This is a genomic window from Spiroplasma endosymbiont of Tiphia femorata, from assembly GCF_964020225.1.
Lineage (GTDB): Bacteria > Bacillota_I > Bacilli_A > Mycoplasmatales > VBWQ01 > Spiroplasma_E.
Map to the genome: position 1 here is coordinate 441511 of NZ_OZ026544.1, position 14662 is coordinate 456172.

Genomic DNA, 14662 nt, shown 5'->3' on the forward strand with positions numbered 1-14662 from the left:
CTTTAAAATATTTGATTAATTTTTAATATAATTTTTACAATAATGAATATAATTAAACCAGCAGTTGCTGATGATAGAATTACTCCAATTAAACCTAAAATAATTTTTATAATTTTAAAAAACATAATATTATTCCTGTAATTCTTCTAATTTTCATACATTACCTTTTAAATTACCTTTTCCACTATAAATAGTAATCAATTTAGCATGTTGAACTGATAAAATTACTATATTAACACTATCATTAAAGGTTTGTATTGGTACACCAGCAATTTTGTTATCCGTTATAATAAATTCTTGAATAGTATAAACTGGATTATATATACTTCAAGAATAATAAACTCTATAATGTTTATTAACTATAAAATCATAAGTAATTTGTCAATTATCTCATTTATTTTTTTTCTTGTTCCTACATCTTTTCATTGTTGATTATTTGGACTTGGTGTTGGATTATCTGGTAATTCAATATCTCAACAATTTTCTTCAACTTCATTTGTTTCTAAACTTTTTGAATTAATTTTTATTTTTGGTGTAACATCAACTTTAATTGTATTTTGTAATTCTTCTAATGAAAGAATAGCACCATAATTAATATCTCCACCTTTTAAATATAAACTACAATTAAAACTACTTTCTCTAACAGTTAAAGTTAATATTACATCTTCATCTTTAATTTTAAATTTTGCAAGTAAATAATCTCCACCTAAATAATTACCAGTTTTAAATTCTACTTTATGCTTTATATTTGCTTGATTTACTGGTAATTCATCTAATGTTATAATTACTCTATATACAGTATTAAAATTAATTTCAAACGTATCTCATTCACGATTATTTTTACTTTTACTTATTACTTTTCATATTTCTTTATCTTGTTTTTTATCAATATTTGCTTTATTTTCATTAATAGCACCAGCAACAGTTTTATTAATAGTTTCTAAATTAGGGATTTCTTGACTTACAGCATTCAATTGAAATGCAATAGGGAATTGTGACTTTACATCTTCTAATTTTTTATCAATTTCTGGTTTTGTATAATATTTAGTTGGGTCAACTCCACCACCACTATCTTTAATTCATTGTTTAATAAATTTAGTTGGTGGAATATCTAAATCACCCGTAAATAAACCAGTTCCTAATTCTCTATATTGTAAAACTTTATAAGTAATATCTTCTTTAATTAAAGATAATTTATCTTGTTTTTTATCTAATAAATTATTAGTTTCTAGTTTTGTATAATAATCACGTTCAGTATTTTCTTCTGCTATAAATTCAGTTGGTGTTCCAGTACCTTGATATTGATATATATTATGAATTATTGGTGTATACTTTTTTGTGCTATTAGCAACAATAAATTTTATTAAATTATCATCATATAATAACATTACTTTGTCAATATTAACATCAATTTTTTCAATTATTATTTGTCTATTTTCTATTTGATGATTAGTAATTCTTATATTAGATTTAGTTAATTTATTATTACTTATAATAAGTTGTTTACTATCGATAAAATAATATGTTCAATCAATAATATATCATATATCTGTTTTAATATTTTCATTTTTAACTTTTTTTCATAAAGGACTAGTTTCAATATTAAATCAATTATTTTTAATATCATCAATATTTTGTTTATTAATATCAACTTTATTTTCTAATAATTTAATACTATTTTCATTAGTAGTAATTCTTTTTTGTTGTTTAGCAGAAAAGTCAGCAGTCGCAGCATGAGTAAAATCACCAATTTGTGGATTATTTTGTAATGCTTCTGGTGGTAATGTACCAATTTCATCAGGTCAATCTAAAATCATTGTTTCAGTTTTTGGGTCATAATCAGTTGCAACATAACCTTTATTTATAAAGTTTGTAACACGACCCCTATATATCTCATTTTCGTTATCATTAACTAAATCATCATATAATTTTATTTGTTTTGATAATGTAAATTCTTTTTGTTCTTTAATTAATTCATCAACTTGATTTCTAGTATAAAATACTTTTAAGTCAATTTTTTCAATATCTATTTCATCTTGATTATAATTTGAAAATACTTGTTTTAATTCTGTTAATCTTGCTCATATTTTCATTCTACTTGGTGCTAAATCTCAAACATTAATTGTAGGAATACTACTTGCATTAAATGATGTACCATTATTGAATTGAATAGTAGCATCAACATTAAATTCAATTGGTGTACGATTAAATACTCAATGTTCAACCATTACATAAACCATATCTCTTAATGTTTCTTTAATTAATTCATCTTTAAAACTATCAAAAGGAAATTTAGATAAAATAAAATCAAGATAAGCATTAATATCATTTTGAGCGCGAATAGCAAAAGTTGTAAATCAGTCTTTTACATTAGGTCATGTATTTATATATTGCGGTGGAGTTTCTGTAATTTTTCCAGTTAATGGATATCAGTTATTATAATTTTCAAGACTGACATCAGTTCAAAGTTTATTAATCATAATTTATCATTCCTTAAAAAATGCTTTTTTATAATGTTTAGTTTTTGTTTTAGTTTTCCTATGTGATATATGGATAATTTCTTTTTGTAATTTTTTCTTACCTTTTTCTACAACTTGACTATATGCAAATTTTTCTAAATGATGTAATAGTCCAGTACCAAATAAAGTATTAACTGAAAATTTTAAACCAACACTTTTAAATGATTTATTAATATTTTCAATAGGATTATTAATAACATTTACTACTTTATGATAAGTTCTAATAGTTCTAAATATTTCTCTATATACTTTAAAACTATCTCTAATTACTTGTTGCACCACTGGTGGAGCAAATGCTATTGCTTTTAATCATTTATTACGATTAACACCATAACCAATGTATCAACCACTATATCAACGATATCAATGAAATGGATGTATTTGAGTAACAAAAGTTTTTGCTTTAAGAATACTATCAACAACTGTAATTGGTTTATACTTAGGATTACGATGATAAATAGTAATTGCACATTTGTCTAATGATAAAGGTTGAATTTTACAACCCATAAATACTGGTGAATTTAGTGGAATTAATTGTGCATGTTTAATTGCTCTTTTTTCTGCACTAGTAAATAAATCTGTTGCTTTTTCTTTTAATTTATTAATTTTTTCAAATGCTTGTTTTTCTAATTTTTCAAATTTTTCTTGTAATTTATATATACTTTCTCGTAATTTTTCAAAATATGGTGTATCTTTTCAAAATTTATTTAAACCTTTTTTTAAATAAAATCTAATATCAAAATACTTAAAAATTTTATTTGCATTTAAAACAATTTTATGAATTGAACTATTTTTAAAATTAAATTTAATAGCATTAGCACGAATTTTTTGTAAATCTAAAATTAAAGTTTTTCCATATCTATTCTCTGTATGTATTGTATGAACTAAATTTAATCAATCATGTTGGTTCATTTTTAATACTTCTTTTAATTCAGTATTATATTTTTTTAAAAAGTTATTTGCTTTTTCAATATCTTTAATTTTAAACTTTGGAGTTAATTGTGGACTTAATTTTATTAATGTATTTTGTAATGATAAATATTCTTTTATTTGTTGTGATTTTAAAGATTTAAAATTATTTTTAAATTGTTTTTCAGCAACATAACCTAAATTTTGTGTTATTGTTTCACGATTAGGTGCCAAACTATAATTAAATAAATAACGTTTATTACCAATGATTTTATCTGTTAAAATTTCTTTTCCACTTACTTGACTAATAATTTCTTGTAAATTTTTTGCTTCTTTAACACCAATTTGTTCTAATGTTTTAGTTTTTTGTGCTAACTTAATAAATTTAGTAGTACGATAACCACGACTAATTTTATTAATTCCAACAAATGCAGGTAATATATTAAAAAAAGTATTTAATGGTGTTACATTTCCTTTTAAATAATCATAAACTTGATTAATAGTAAAATCAGTTGTAGCATAAATACCAAAATTAATAGTACTTGCAATAAAATCACTTGCACCTAATCCAAGTGCTATACTTTCACTTAAACCACCAGTAAAAGGAGCAAGTGCTACTGCTATTACTTGTACACCAATCATTTCTAAAATTTCTCATCAAAAACTTTTATTTTCTTGTTGGTTACTTGTTCTAGTATGTTTTGGTTTATTTATGTTTAAAAGTATTGCTGTACTAGTTGTACCAATTGGCATGATATTAATTTCCTTTATTTAAGAGTTATTTTAATTGGATTTGTTGTTCCTTTATAATTTAAGTCATTAATATTTGCAGTAATAGTTATATATAAGTCACCTGCTTTTTGTTTTTGATTACTTACATTAGTTTTTCCTTGTGCATCACTAAAATATTTAATAGTTGGATTTGTTAAATTTGGATTTAATGATTTAAGTTCATTAGTACTTTTTATTTCTGTATTTAATTCATTGTTATTGTTATTACCATTTGCAGTAATATCAGTTGTTAAATTTGTAATCTTAGTTTTTAAATCATTTTTATCATTATTAACAATTGCACATAACATTCAGCGTGAAGTTGTTTCTTCATCTGTTATATAGGGTATTGATTCACCAGTTACTTCTCCACCAACTAAATATCTTCTTCCAACTTTACCATCAGCAATATCTTGAACATATACAACTGTATTTTGTAACATATATCTTTTCATTGCTCTTGGTGTTGCTAAAACAAAAGACATAATTTTAGTTTCATTATTATCAGTAAATGTCATATAATCATCCATTACAATTTGACATAGTACACCTTTAATATATAAATCATTTCCATTTAATCTTAATTGTTGAGCAATCTGATTATCAGTAATTAATCCTTTATTATTAGCTAAATAAACAATACTATCATAAAGATTATTAGTAATAAAAAAACGACAATTATTACTATTTCTTAGTTGAAATAAAGTATTTCAAGCATCTAACATTGATTTTAAATATCCTACTGGTGATTTATCAGTAATGTCTATTTTAGTTGCATATTTTGCAATTACATTTGTATCATTATTTGCTAAATAATCTGCTAAGTCATTAGCAACTTCATATTGCATTGTATTTAATAAATTTTGTCCATTTTCAGCATTTAAATCAACATTAGCAATTATTTCACCCGCAACTGCTTCTTCTTTAATTTCTTTTAAAATTTTAATAGTTTCAGCATAACTAACATCTAATCCTTTGCTTTTATCATTTCATTTTAATACTTTAATTTCTGAATTTTTTGGTTTTTTAACTATAAATTCAATTTTTGTTGAATTAACCATTTCGATAGGAAAAAAACTTGCTCATGGTGAATTTGATTGTTTATAAAATTCTATAAACTCTGGTGCTTCTACTAATTTTTCGGTATTATCTAAATTTTTATTGAATTGTATTGCCATTTTTTGATTTCCTTTCTGTTATAAATTATTATTTTTTTTATAATCCAATAATGTACTTTTTATTGAACTTGGTTGATTTGTTATTATTGTTTGTGGTTTGCCACCTGTATTAATTGTTTCTTTAAATACTGGTTGTTCTTTAATGATTTTTTTAATAGTTTCTTCAATTTTTGAATTTTCTAAATTATTAGTTTTAAATTTTAAAAAATCATAAAATTCACTTTTAACTTGATATTTTTTAAATATATTAATTATTTCTTTTTCTTTAATTTCTTGATTAAGTTTATTTAACTTATTTTCTGCTTCATTAACTTTATTTTCTATTTCTTGTTGAGCATTATTTTCAGTTAAAGGTTCAGTTGTTTGTTGAACATTATTTTCATTTTCTAACATTTAACATTCTCCTAATCTTATCCCAATAATCAATCTTTAACTAATTGTGGCATTTCACTTATTAGTTTTTTATAATCATTAACAGCATTTTCTAATGTATTGATATCAGAAAATTTAAAACAATTATCAATATGTAAATCAAAATCTCTATCAATACTGATATCTTGTTTTCTATATTTTTCATTAAATTCAATTTTTGTCATATTATTTTTCTCCTTTATTATTTATTTTCTTTATTAATCTTTTCATTTAATTTTGCTAATTTTTTTTGATGTTTGATAATTTTGTTATTTGCTCTAACATGTTTTGGAGTTGTAATAAATCGTTTTAATAAAACAATAATTTCTCTGCAAATTAATATACCAGTGCTTATTCCAATTGTTTCAAGTGCTTTTAAAAATTCTTTCATTTTTATATTTTCCTTTCAATTTTTTATTTTTTTATTTTTGATTATTCATCAAATTCACCTTTATTAATTTTTTCAATCATATATTTTGTGTCTATTAAAATATTTTTAGCTATACCTTCATTCAGTCGTATTTCTTGTAAATCTTTTTCATGTTGTTTTAATTTATCATTGTAATATTCAAGTAATTTTTCTTTATTCATTATTTTTCACCTCCTTTATAAACTCATGTGATTATAATCTCAATTTAATGAAGCATTATCATTATTTAATAGTGCTTCGCTTATATTACCACTACCATATTGACTTGATGTTTCACTATTAATAGTAAATCTATTATCATTTATTAATCTTGCAGTTTCATTTGTAAATGAAGTTTCTTGCATTTCTCTATTATGATTTGTTTCTATTGGAAGTAAATTATGGATAATTTCACTTACACCAGCAATTATGGTAGGTACTGCATAAGAATTATTAAAATCATTATTAATACCCATAGCAACATCACTTGATATTAAACATCCACCAGTTGCCATATTACAAATTTTTCTTATTGCTTCAAATTTATTAGGTATTAATTCTAGAATTCCACTAATAAGATTTGATATACCATAAGCATTTAAACTAATATATGTATCTCAATCCATTAATGACTGATTTTCTTGTTTATTTAATAGTAATCATGGAGGACCTTCTGTTGTAGTTGTAGTAGTTATTGGAGTTGGTGTTGTTGGAATAATAGGATTAATATTATTTTCTGTTCATTTACTATAATTTGCTAAACCAATTGTTCCTAAACCTAAAATAATTTTTTTAGAACTATTAATTAATTTAGTTTTTGTATTTGGTCTTTGATTTAAATTTCATATATCTAAACCTAATTTTTTACCAAATAATAAACTATTAATTGAACCTAATATTGGATTTGCAATTACTTGACCATAATAAGCACTTGTACCAATCATTGCACAAATAGGACTTATACCAGTTCTAATTAATTTAGTTAAAGTATAATTATTTGTTTCCATTTTTTTCTCCTTGTATTTCTAATTGTAATAATTTTTCTAAAACATAATTATTTTTATCAAATTCTCTAATAAGTCATTTTTTTGTTTCTTTTCTATTATTAGTACAAAGAATTAATCTTTCTATCATATTAATTAATTCTTTTTTATCTGCTCTATCAAAAATTACTTTTAAAATTTCATCTAACATAATTTATTCTCCTTTATTTGTTTTTATCAGTTCTCTTATAACATCTAATAAGGAATCTACTACATAAGAATTTAATTCAAATTCATAATTTCTAATTTTAATTTTTTCCTTTTGCATTTGTTTATTCTCCTTTAATTTCTAATTTTTTAACTGTTACTTTAATTCAACCTTGATAAACATCATTATCACCAACTATTAATGCAACATTACTTTCGGGGTCAGAAACAATTATGTGTTTTGATTTAACATTTGGATATTGTCTTAAAATAATTGCTCTAATATCATTACTTGTATGAATTGCTTTTGGAAATGGTGATAATATTTCAATTTCATCTTTATTTTCAAACAAAGTAGGTAATATTATCATTAATGAAGTTCTCCATTTTCTATAAACTCAATTAATTTATAATAAGCAGTAAGTTTACCTGCTTCTTTTAATGAATCACATAAACAAATACTAATTTGCTTATTCAATCAGATAATTAATTTTTCATTATATTTATTAATTACTTTTTGTTTAAACTCTTCTCTTAATTTTTCTATATTATATAAATGTTCTTCAGTTATTTCTTTATTACGTTTTTTATTATATTCATTAATAATTTCTTGGTCTTTATTCACTATCTATTTCTCCTTATTTTTATTTAAATTATTAACTATTATTTCTAAACATGTCATACATCAATTTTTACTTAATCAGATTCTTTTATTACATTTTTTACATTTATTCATTATTAAATTCACCATTAATTATTTTTTACAATAAAATATCAAGTATCAAATCTATTTCTGTACCGTTATAGAATTTTTGTTGTTTTTTAATATAATTAATTAATTTTTCTTTATTCATTATTTAGTTCTTTCATTAAATTTTTATGTTTTTCAATGATTTCATTATGTTTTTTTAGTTCTTCTTTATAACTATCACTTTCAATAATTTTTAAAGTTTCTTTTATTTTTTTCATGTATCATTCATCAAAATTCATTATTTATTCCTTTCATTTTTTAAATCATTTAACATTAATTGAACAAAATGCACGATTTTTAGGAATATTTAAAGTATTAAAGATTTGACCAGTTACTATAATTTCATCATTTTTGTTTAATAAAATACATCGTTTATAAAATTTTGGGTTATTAAAAATTAAAGTAACATAGTTTAATCCATTTCATTGACCACGAACAGTATAATATAATTGTTTATTACCTTTTTCATGATATTTTACTTCAATAGTATTACTAAGTTTTACTGTTAATTTAACGTAATTTTCTTTATTTTTCATTTTTATAATTCCTTAAATAATATTGAATATGTTTATAAGCATCTTGTTCATGTTTTGTAAATTTTATATTTCCTTTATAATCTTCTATTTTATTTTTGTTTTTTGGTTCATTTTCATGATAATCTCAGTTCATAACATCTTGTACTAATATCATTAAAGCACCAATAACTTTTGGTGTTGCTAATGGATTAGTTAATAACTGTTTTGAACTTAAAAAGAAATTTTCTACAATAACTAATATTTTTTTATTTTTAAATTGTTTTTTAATTAATTTAAAATATTCTTTATATATATTTTTACTTTCTAAAACTGTTTTTGCTTTAAATGTTTCATTAAAAATAATATTATTAGTTTCATTTGAGTATATAACAATTCCATTATTACCAATACCAGCAGGGTCAATACCAATGATTAATTCGTATTGCATTTATTAATCATCTCTACATCAATCACAAACATATCCATATGATTTTGTATAATCTAAATGTTTTTCAATATCATAATTATCTTCATATTTTTTAGTATTATGTTGTTCTGCTTCTAATTCTGTTTTAAAGTGATAAAGCATATTGATTTTGTTATCTTCATATAATTCATTACATTCAACACATCTTTTTCTTCTTTTTTTAGTTTTATTCATAATCAAAATATCCTTTTCAATTATTTTTGCTGTTTGTTTAAGGTATTTAGGTAGTTTGTGATAACAACTGTCACATATTAAATAAGGTATTGGTCAATTTTTATATTTAATAGTTTTAGTAGAATTATTAATACAATCTTTTCAAACTTTATTTTTACAAATTCTTAATTCACATTTTTTATTTTCATTAATATTCATAACTTTATTTATTTCTTTAATTTTTACTTACAGTAATTAATAAAATTATTAATCCAATTAAAGTTGAAATTAAAGTAATAATTATTTTTATTTTTAATCACTTTTTTTGATGTTTTTTTGCTATTTTGATTTTTTGTTCTATTAATTCTTTCTTTTCTTTTTCTTCCATTTTTACTTTCTTTTCTAATATATTCTGTTGCTTGTAGCATAAAGAATATATATTTTTATTTTTATATTATTAATACTATTAGTTTTATTCATTCCAGAAATTCTGGGCTCAAAAATAAATTGTGAAATTTTAAAAAGAAATCGAGGCATTCGATTCAATATTTATTTAATTTGTGTTAAACAAATTAATATTTTAATTGAACCGGCACCGCTCAATTTTTTTTACAAGTTTGAAATTTATTTTTTCGCCCAAAAAAATTTTCAAAAAAAATAAAACCAACGCTTGCTCACTGGGGGGTGGCAAGGTTGGTTAAATAAAGAATAGAATTAATATAGTAGGTTCCCTAGTAGGTCTATATATACTAGTTTCCAATTCGCTCCCACCCCAAGAATTACCATTACTGGTTAGTATATTTTATTAGGTATCACTCCACTTTTTATTTATCCATGCAAGTCCACATGTTTTGGCCACTATTTTTAACAACTGTGTTGTAGTTCACTGTTTTAATTCCCTAACACGTGTTGATAATAGTGTTAAAGAGGGTTATTAATTATTAACTTTCTCCTACTTGGTCACTGCGTGTAGTAGATATTTAAAGGGTGTTAATAATAAAAATTTTAAAATTTTACAATTACAAAAAAAGACAAGATTATTTCTTGTCTTTTTCCTTTGAGAATAATTTTTATTTTATCTTATAAAATCTATATTTTTTAAAATACGTCGAATATAAATTTAAGGGTAAAAGAGAATTTAATTTGTCTATCATCATTTTGAAATGGTAATATTCAAAAGAATTTATTTATCTAGTAATTTATCTTCCTACGTTTTTGGGAACCTCCCATAATTTATACTATGAGAAATTAAAAAGATTAGAAATTTTATAGTTAAATTTTTGTTTTTTTATTTTATAAAAAATTTTTTAAATGTGATAAATCTATTTCTTTTTCATAAAGATTTTGAATACCAATTTTATATTTATTTAAAATTGAACTAAGATTATCAATTTTTTCTTGTGTATCTAAGCGAATTAAGATTTCATTTAAATCTTTAAGATATTTAAATTGATATTGATATTTTGTTAATATAGTGGCTGTTAATGGTAAATTGTTGGTAGTTAAAATAAAAATTTTGCCAACATCAAATTTTGCTATTGGTCCACTATAAAGCATTTTTCCCAAATCAATAATAGTACAATCATCAATAATATCTTTAACCTCGTTAATCATATGAGTTGTTAAGAAAATAGTTTTACCTTCTTCTTTTAATCTTTTTAATACATTTGTAAAATATTTTCGTGACTCTGAATCTAAGTTTGCACCAGGTTCATCAAGAATTACTAATTCTGGATCATGTGCTAAGGCTTGAATTAGCATAATTCTATTTTTCATTCCTGAAGAGAAAGAATTTAAACCCTTATTACGATGTTCTCATAAATTAAAATTATTTAATAATTTTTGTAAATTAACTTCTAAAGCACTATCGGTAATAGTAGTTGTTTGTCCTAAATATTTTAGAAAATTATAAGCTGTTAAACCTTGTGGAAAGTTTTCTAAATTTAAGGAATAACCTAAGCTTAATTTTGATTTTGCACTTCCTGCTTTGTAATCATTAACCTTAATTGTACCACTGTATCTGTTACTAGGCATTGCACCAATGATAGACTTTAATAAAACGGATTTTCCGCTACCAGATTGACCAACCAAAGCATGAATAGTTCCTTTAAATACAGTAAAATTTATATTACTAATATTAAACTTTTTAAATTTTTTGTTATAGTTTCTGACACTAATCATAATGTCTTCTGTAGTTCCCATAATAAGTTTTCTCCTAACTAACAATTTTTCGATTATACATTAAATAAGAAAGTAAGAATAAAATGATAGAAAATCCACAATATATTTCAAGAACTGATTTATTATTTTGAAAATAATCAATGTTATCGGTTTTTATTTTTTTATTATTTAATGTTAGTTTAAAATCAGGATAACTAAATAAAGTATTTTTTTGTGTATCAAAATCGATACTAGATGTTGCATAAGGTTCAAATCAAAAATCACCATAGTAGTCCATAAAATAAGTCCAAATTTGATTTCAATGTTCAATAAAATTTATTGCATTGATAAATTGATAACTATTTGCAATACTAATGTAATTTTTATAATTTTTATCATTAGTAACAGAATTATTAGTAATCTGACGATAAATATAAATTTGATTATAAATATATTCTTCGGTTGTTCTAACTAAAAAATAAACAGGATTATAAAAAATTTTATTAAATTCATTACGAAAATCAAATTTATATGCATATGTATCAATAAAAATATTTTTAATTTCCTTGGGTGATAGTGGAACAGGTTGTTCTAATATTGGACCTGTAATTTGTATATAAGTATTATTAATATCAGTATCGTATGTTAATAGTGAAGGTGCTTTACCGCTTTGCAGATCCATAAATGAATCAATATTATATTTTTTATCATAATCATTAATTATATTAATTAAGTCTTCTGTAATTTGATTATTATCAACATTGTTTTTTAATTCATCTAAGTTTTTAAAATAACTATTAAAAGTAATTTTCATAAATATATTTTTATTTTGAAATTCAGGTGGTTTTCAAGAGGTTGTTTTACCACTAAGAGTTTTAACAGTAGGATTTGTTTTAATAAATCCTAATTTTTGATAAAAATCAATACGCTTATTAATAACATTATTTTCTTTAATATCCTTTAATTCTTGATCACTAAGATTAGAATAAAAATCAAAAATAGCTTTTGTTAAATTTGGATATTTAATTAATCCTTTTTCTAAATTTTGTTTAAATAAAATTGCTTCTTTGATTTCACTAACAGTATATTGGATATTATTTTCAAAATTAATTTTAATAATGTCACTATTTATTTTGGTTAATGAGTAAGGCAAACCACCTAATAAAAATAGACTACAGAAAATAACAAAAATTAAAAAAACTGTTTGTGATGGAGTAAAAGCTAACATTGTTACTACACCAATAGTAACTAAAACAGCAAATAAAGAGCAAAAGCCAAAAAACTTTAGGATCGTTAATACGTAAAAAGTTAAATAAGAAACTTTTATAATAATTCCGCAAATCCCGCCAAAGATTAATAAAGCAATAATATTTATGAAAATAAAAGTTAAACTCATAAAAAATAAAGCAGCGTATTGAGTTAAAATAATAACATTTCTTGTATAAGGTTTAGTAAGTAATAATAAGAAAGAACTATCTTCAAATTGAGTACCAAAAATTTTTATAGCATTTAATAAAATAAAAATAAATAAAAATATACTATAAAAAATCATAATATAATATTGTAAATCAATAATAAAATCTTCTATTGATAAATTTAAAAAAAACAAAACACTAATGCTCAATACCGAAATTACTATTGAAAATAAAAATAAAAATGCTGTAATAAAACTGTAACTAATTTTAATTATAATTAATCTAAATAACTTAAATCAACTTGCCTTTTTGGTTTTAGTTTTTTCTATAGTTTTCGTTGTGGTTTCTAGTAATCTGTCCATTATTTTTTCTCCTTTACATATTATCAATTATAATCAATTATTTTTTTTGTTTATAAAATATAATTTAATGAAAATGAAAAAATATTTATTATTAAACTGTATTAAAAAAAGAAATATTATTTGAACATTTTAATTATAAGTAATAAAATTTAACAAATTTTGATATAAAAGATAATCTAATAATTATGATTACAATGCTTATTTTTTGATTATTAAATTAAACTTTATTTTTTTTATAAACTTATTAGTTTACATAAATATTAAACTTAATATATTCACAACATTTTAATTATAAATATTATAGAATATACTAAAACTTTAGTTAAGTATCATTTTTCACCGCAAGTGTCAAATTTGATACTTTTTTTTATTTTTTATGATAATATATATAAAGATTTATATTTATTTATAAATCATTCAATTTTATCAAAAATTCCTACCAGGATTGATTATAGATGAATATTTCATACAATTTTTATGTTAAAAAAATTTTTTATGCTTGTTATGTTAAGAATGTTGTTTTGCCTATTGATATTTTAAAAAATGAGAGAAATAAATTAGGTATAAAGAATATTGGTAATAATACTAAATTAAGAAATAATAATGTTCGTACTAAATGTAAATTAGTTCAAAAAGCATTACATAATTTTTATAATGCAAGAGTTTTGAGTTTTTTAACTTTAACTTATCATAAAAATGAAACTGATATTAAAAAAGCAAAACATGATTTACAATTATTCTTTAAACGTTTAAAACGTTGATGAAATGACCCTAAACGTGCTAAACATTTGGGTGAATTAAGATATTTTTATGTTTATGAATATCAAAAGCGTGGTGCAGTTCATTTTCATATATTATTTAATCGTAAAATACCATATAGTATGATAACTACATGATGAACACATGCTGGTAATAATAAAGGTATTGATTTAAAGGTTGTACATAAAGGAACAAATGAATTTGTAGTTAAATATTTGAGTAAATATGTAACAAAAGTACAAGAAAATATTAAATCATTAAATCAAAAAGATGTTGGTGTTCAAGCATATTCATTTAGTAGAAATTGTAGAAATCCGCTTGTAGTTCGCGGAACTAAAATGTTAAGTTTACAAGAATTAGTACAAGCATGTGCAAAAGCAAAAGAATTTTATTTATTTAAAACTAAACCAAATGAACAAGGTGTTACCAATTTAATTGGTGGAAGTTATGATTATGTTGCAAATTGTGATTATTTTAAAGACTTTAATTATTATGTTAGTTTAGAAAGTTTACGATTTAGGTATTGATTAAAAAATACATTTAATAAAAATGATATTTTAGATTTTATTTATAAAATTTTTGATAAAAGCAAAATTCAAAAAATATTTTTAAATAAACGGATTTTACATTAATTTTATATTTTTTTTGTAATATTTGTATTTTTTGGTACATT

General features: G+C 21.8%; 22 protein-coding genes. 1 reads left to right on the top strand and 21 read right to left on the bottom strand.

Features of this window, described 5'->3' with window-relative positions; genetic code table 4:
• Positions 1-2: 2 nt before the first annotated feature.
• The 21 genes from AACK83_RS02585 to AACK83_RS02685 all read right to left on the bottom strand — a co-directional run bounded on the left by AACK83_RS02585 (position 3) and on the right by AACK83_RS02685 (position 13230).
• Positions 3-125: a hypothetical protein gene (locus AACK83_RS02585; protein ID WP_255495924.1), complete on the bottom strand. Its 123-nt coding sequence runs from the start codon at positions 123-125 to the stop codon at positions 3-5.
• A 4-nt stretch (positions 126-129) separates the two neighbouring features.
• Positions 130-426 carry a hypothetical protein gene (locus tag AACK83_RS02590; protein WP_338959271.1) on the bottom strand — a complete coding sequence of 99 codons (297 nt, stop codon included), beginning with the start codon at positions 424-426 and terminating at the stop codon, positions 130-132.
• Entirely contained in the window at positions 360-2480 is a 2121-nt protein-coding gene (locus AACK83_RS02595) for a hypothetical protein (protein ID WP_338959272.1), read from the bottom strand. The genes AACK83_RS02590 and AACK83_RS02595 overlap by 67 nt, the downstream gene beginning before the upstream one ends.
• A 3-nt stretch (positions 2481-2483) precedes the next feature.
• On the bottom strand, positions 2484-4181 hold the full coding sequence (locus AACK83_RS02600) for a hypothetical protein (RefSeq protein ID WP_338956996.1): 1698 nt from the start codon (positions 4179-4181) through the stop codon (positions 2484-2486).
• Positions 4182-4195: 14 nt separating this feature from the next.
• Positions 4196-5377 (bottom strand): hypothetical protein, encoded by a 1182-nt coding sequence (locus tag AACK83_RS02605; RefSeq protein ID WP_338957176.1) that lies wholly within the window; start codon positions 5375-5377, stop codon positions 4196-4198.
• An 18-nt stretch (positions 5378-5395) separates the two neighbouring features.
• Positions 5396-5770, bottom strand: coding sequence for a hypothetical protein (locus tag AACK83_RS02610; RefSeq protein WP_338957002.1), 375 nt, complete (start codon positions 5768-5770; stop codon positions 5396-5398).
• Between the two features lie 17 nt (positions 5771-5787).
• The gene (locus tag AACK83_RS02615; protein ID WP_174480219.1) at positions 5788-5973 is read right to left on the bottom strand and encodes a hypothetical protein; all 186 of its coding nucleotides are present in this window, start codon (positions 5971-5973) and stop codon (positions 5788-5790) included.
• A 17-nt stretch (positions 5974-5990) separates the two neighbouring features.
• Positions 5991-6179, bottom strand: a complete 189-nt coding sequence (locus AACK83_RS02620; protein ID WP_338957011.1) for a hypothetical protein — start codon at positions 6177-6179, stop codon at positions 5991-5993.
• A gap of 41 nt (positions 6180-6220) precedes the next feature.
• Positions 6221-6379, bottom strand: a complete 159-nt coding sequence (locus AACK83_RS02625; protein ID WP_338957013.1) for a hypothetical protein — start codon at positions 6377-6379, stop codon at positions 6221-6223.
• Positions 6380-6394: 15 nt separating this feature from the next.
• Complete coding sequence (locus AACK83_RS02630; RefSeq protein ID WP_338957014.1) at positions 6395-7204, bottom strand: hypothetical protein; 810 nt, start codon at positions 7202-7204, stop codon at positions 6395-6397.
• A complete protein-coding gene (locus AACK83_RS02635; RefSeq protein WP_338957016.1) occupies positions 7191-7391 on the bottom strand; it encodes a hypothetical protein in 201 nt (66 codons plus the stop codon). The genes AACK83_RS02630 and AACK83_RS02635 overlap by 14 nt, the downstream gene beginning before the upstream one ends.
• Before the next feature lie 121 nt (positions 7392-7512).
• Entirely contained in the window at positions 7513-7758 is a 246-nt protein-coding gene (locus AACK83_RS02640) for a hypothetical protein (protein WP_286640816.1), read from the bottom strand.
• Positions 7758-8012: a hypothetical protein gene (locus AACK83_RS02645; protein WP_338956667.1), complete on the bottom strand. Its 255-nt coding sequence runs from the start codon at positions 8010-8012 to the stop codon at positions 7758-7760. Before AACK83_RS02645 ends, AACK83_RS02640 begins: the two co-directional genes overlap by 1 nt.
• Positions 8013-8233: 221 nt before the next feature.
• The gene (locus AACK83_RS02650; RefSeq protein WP_338957025.1) at positions 8234-8377 is read right to left on the bottom strand and encodes a hypothetical protein; all 144 of its coding nucleotides are present in this window, start codon (positions 8375-8377) and stop codon (positions 8234-8236) included.
• Between the two features lie 3 nt (positions 8378-8380).
• Positions 8381-8674, bottom strand: coding sequence for a hypothetical protein (locus AACK83_RS02655; protein ID WP_338956663.1), 294 nt, complete (start codon positions 8672-8674; stop codon positions 8381-8383).
• Positions 8664-9101, bottom strand: coding sequence for a hypothetical protein (locus AACK83_RS02660; protein WP_338957028.1), 438 nt, complete (start codon positions 9099-9101; stop codon positions 8664-8666). The genes AACK83_RS02655 and AACK83_RS02660 overlap by 11 nt, the downstream gene beginning before the upstream one ends.
• A 3-nt stretch (positions 9102-9104) precedes the next feature.
• The gene (locus AACK83_RS02665) at positions 9105-9512 is read right to left on the bottom strand and encodes a hypothetical protein (RefSeq protein WP_338957031.1); all 408 of its coding nucleotides are present in this window, start codon (positions 9510-9512) and stop codon (positions 9105-9107) included.
• 16 nt (positions 9513-9528) lie between these two features.
• The gene (locus AACK83_RS02670) at positions 9529-9681 is read right to left on the bottom strand and encodes a hypothetical protein (protein ID WP_338959274.1); all 153 of its coding nucleotides are present in this window, start codon (positions 9679-9681) and stop codon (positions 9529-9531) included.
• Between the two features lie 14 nt (positions 9682-9695).
• Positions 9696-9839, bottom strand: a complete 144-nt coding sequence (locus AACK83_RS02675; RefSeq protein WP_338957035.1) for a hypothetical protein — start codon at positions 9837-9839, stop codon at positions 9696-9698.
• A 747-nt stretch (positions 9840-10586) separates the two neighbouring features.
• Complete coding sequence (locus AACK83_RS02680) at positions 10587-11495, bottom strand: ABC transporter ATP-binding protein (RefSeq protein ID WP_338959276.1); 909 nt, start codon at positions 11493-11495, stop codon at positions 10587-10589.
• Positions 11496-11508: 13 nt separating this feature from the next.
• The gene (locus AACK83_RS02685) at positions 11509-13230 is read right to left on the bottom strand and encodes a hypothetical protein (protein WP_338959278.1); all 1722 of its coding nucleotides are present in this window, start codon (positions 13228-13230) and stop codon (positions 11509-11511) included.
• 455 nt (positions 13231-13685) lie between these two features.
• Here AACK83_RS02685 and AACK83_RS02690 point away from each other — a divergent pair, with 455 nt between their 5' ends.
• Positions 13686-14621 (top strand): rolling circle replication-associated protein, encoded by a 936-nt coding sequence (locus AACK83_RS02690; RefSeq protein WP_338958223.1) that lies wholly within the window; start codon positions 13686-13688, stop codon positions 14619-14621.
• Positions 14622-14662: the final 41 nt, after the last annotated feature.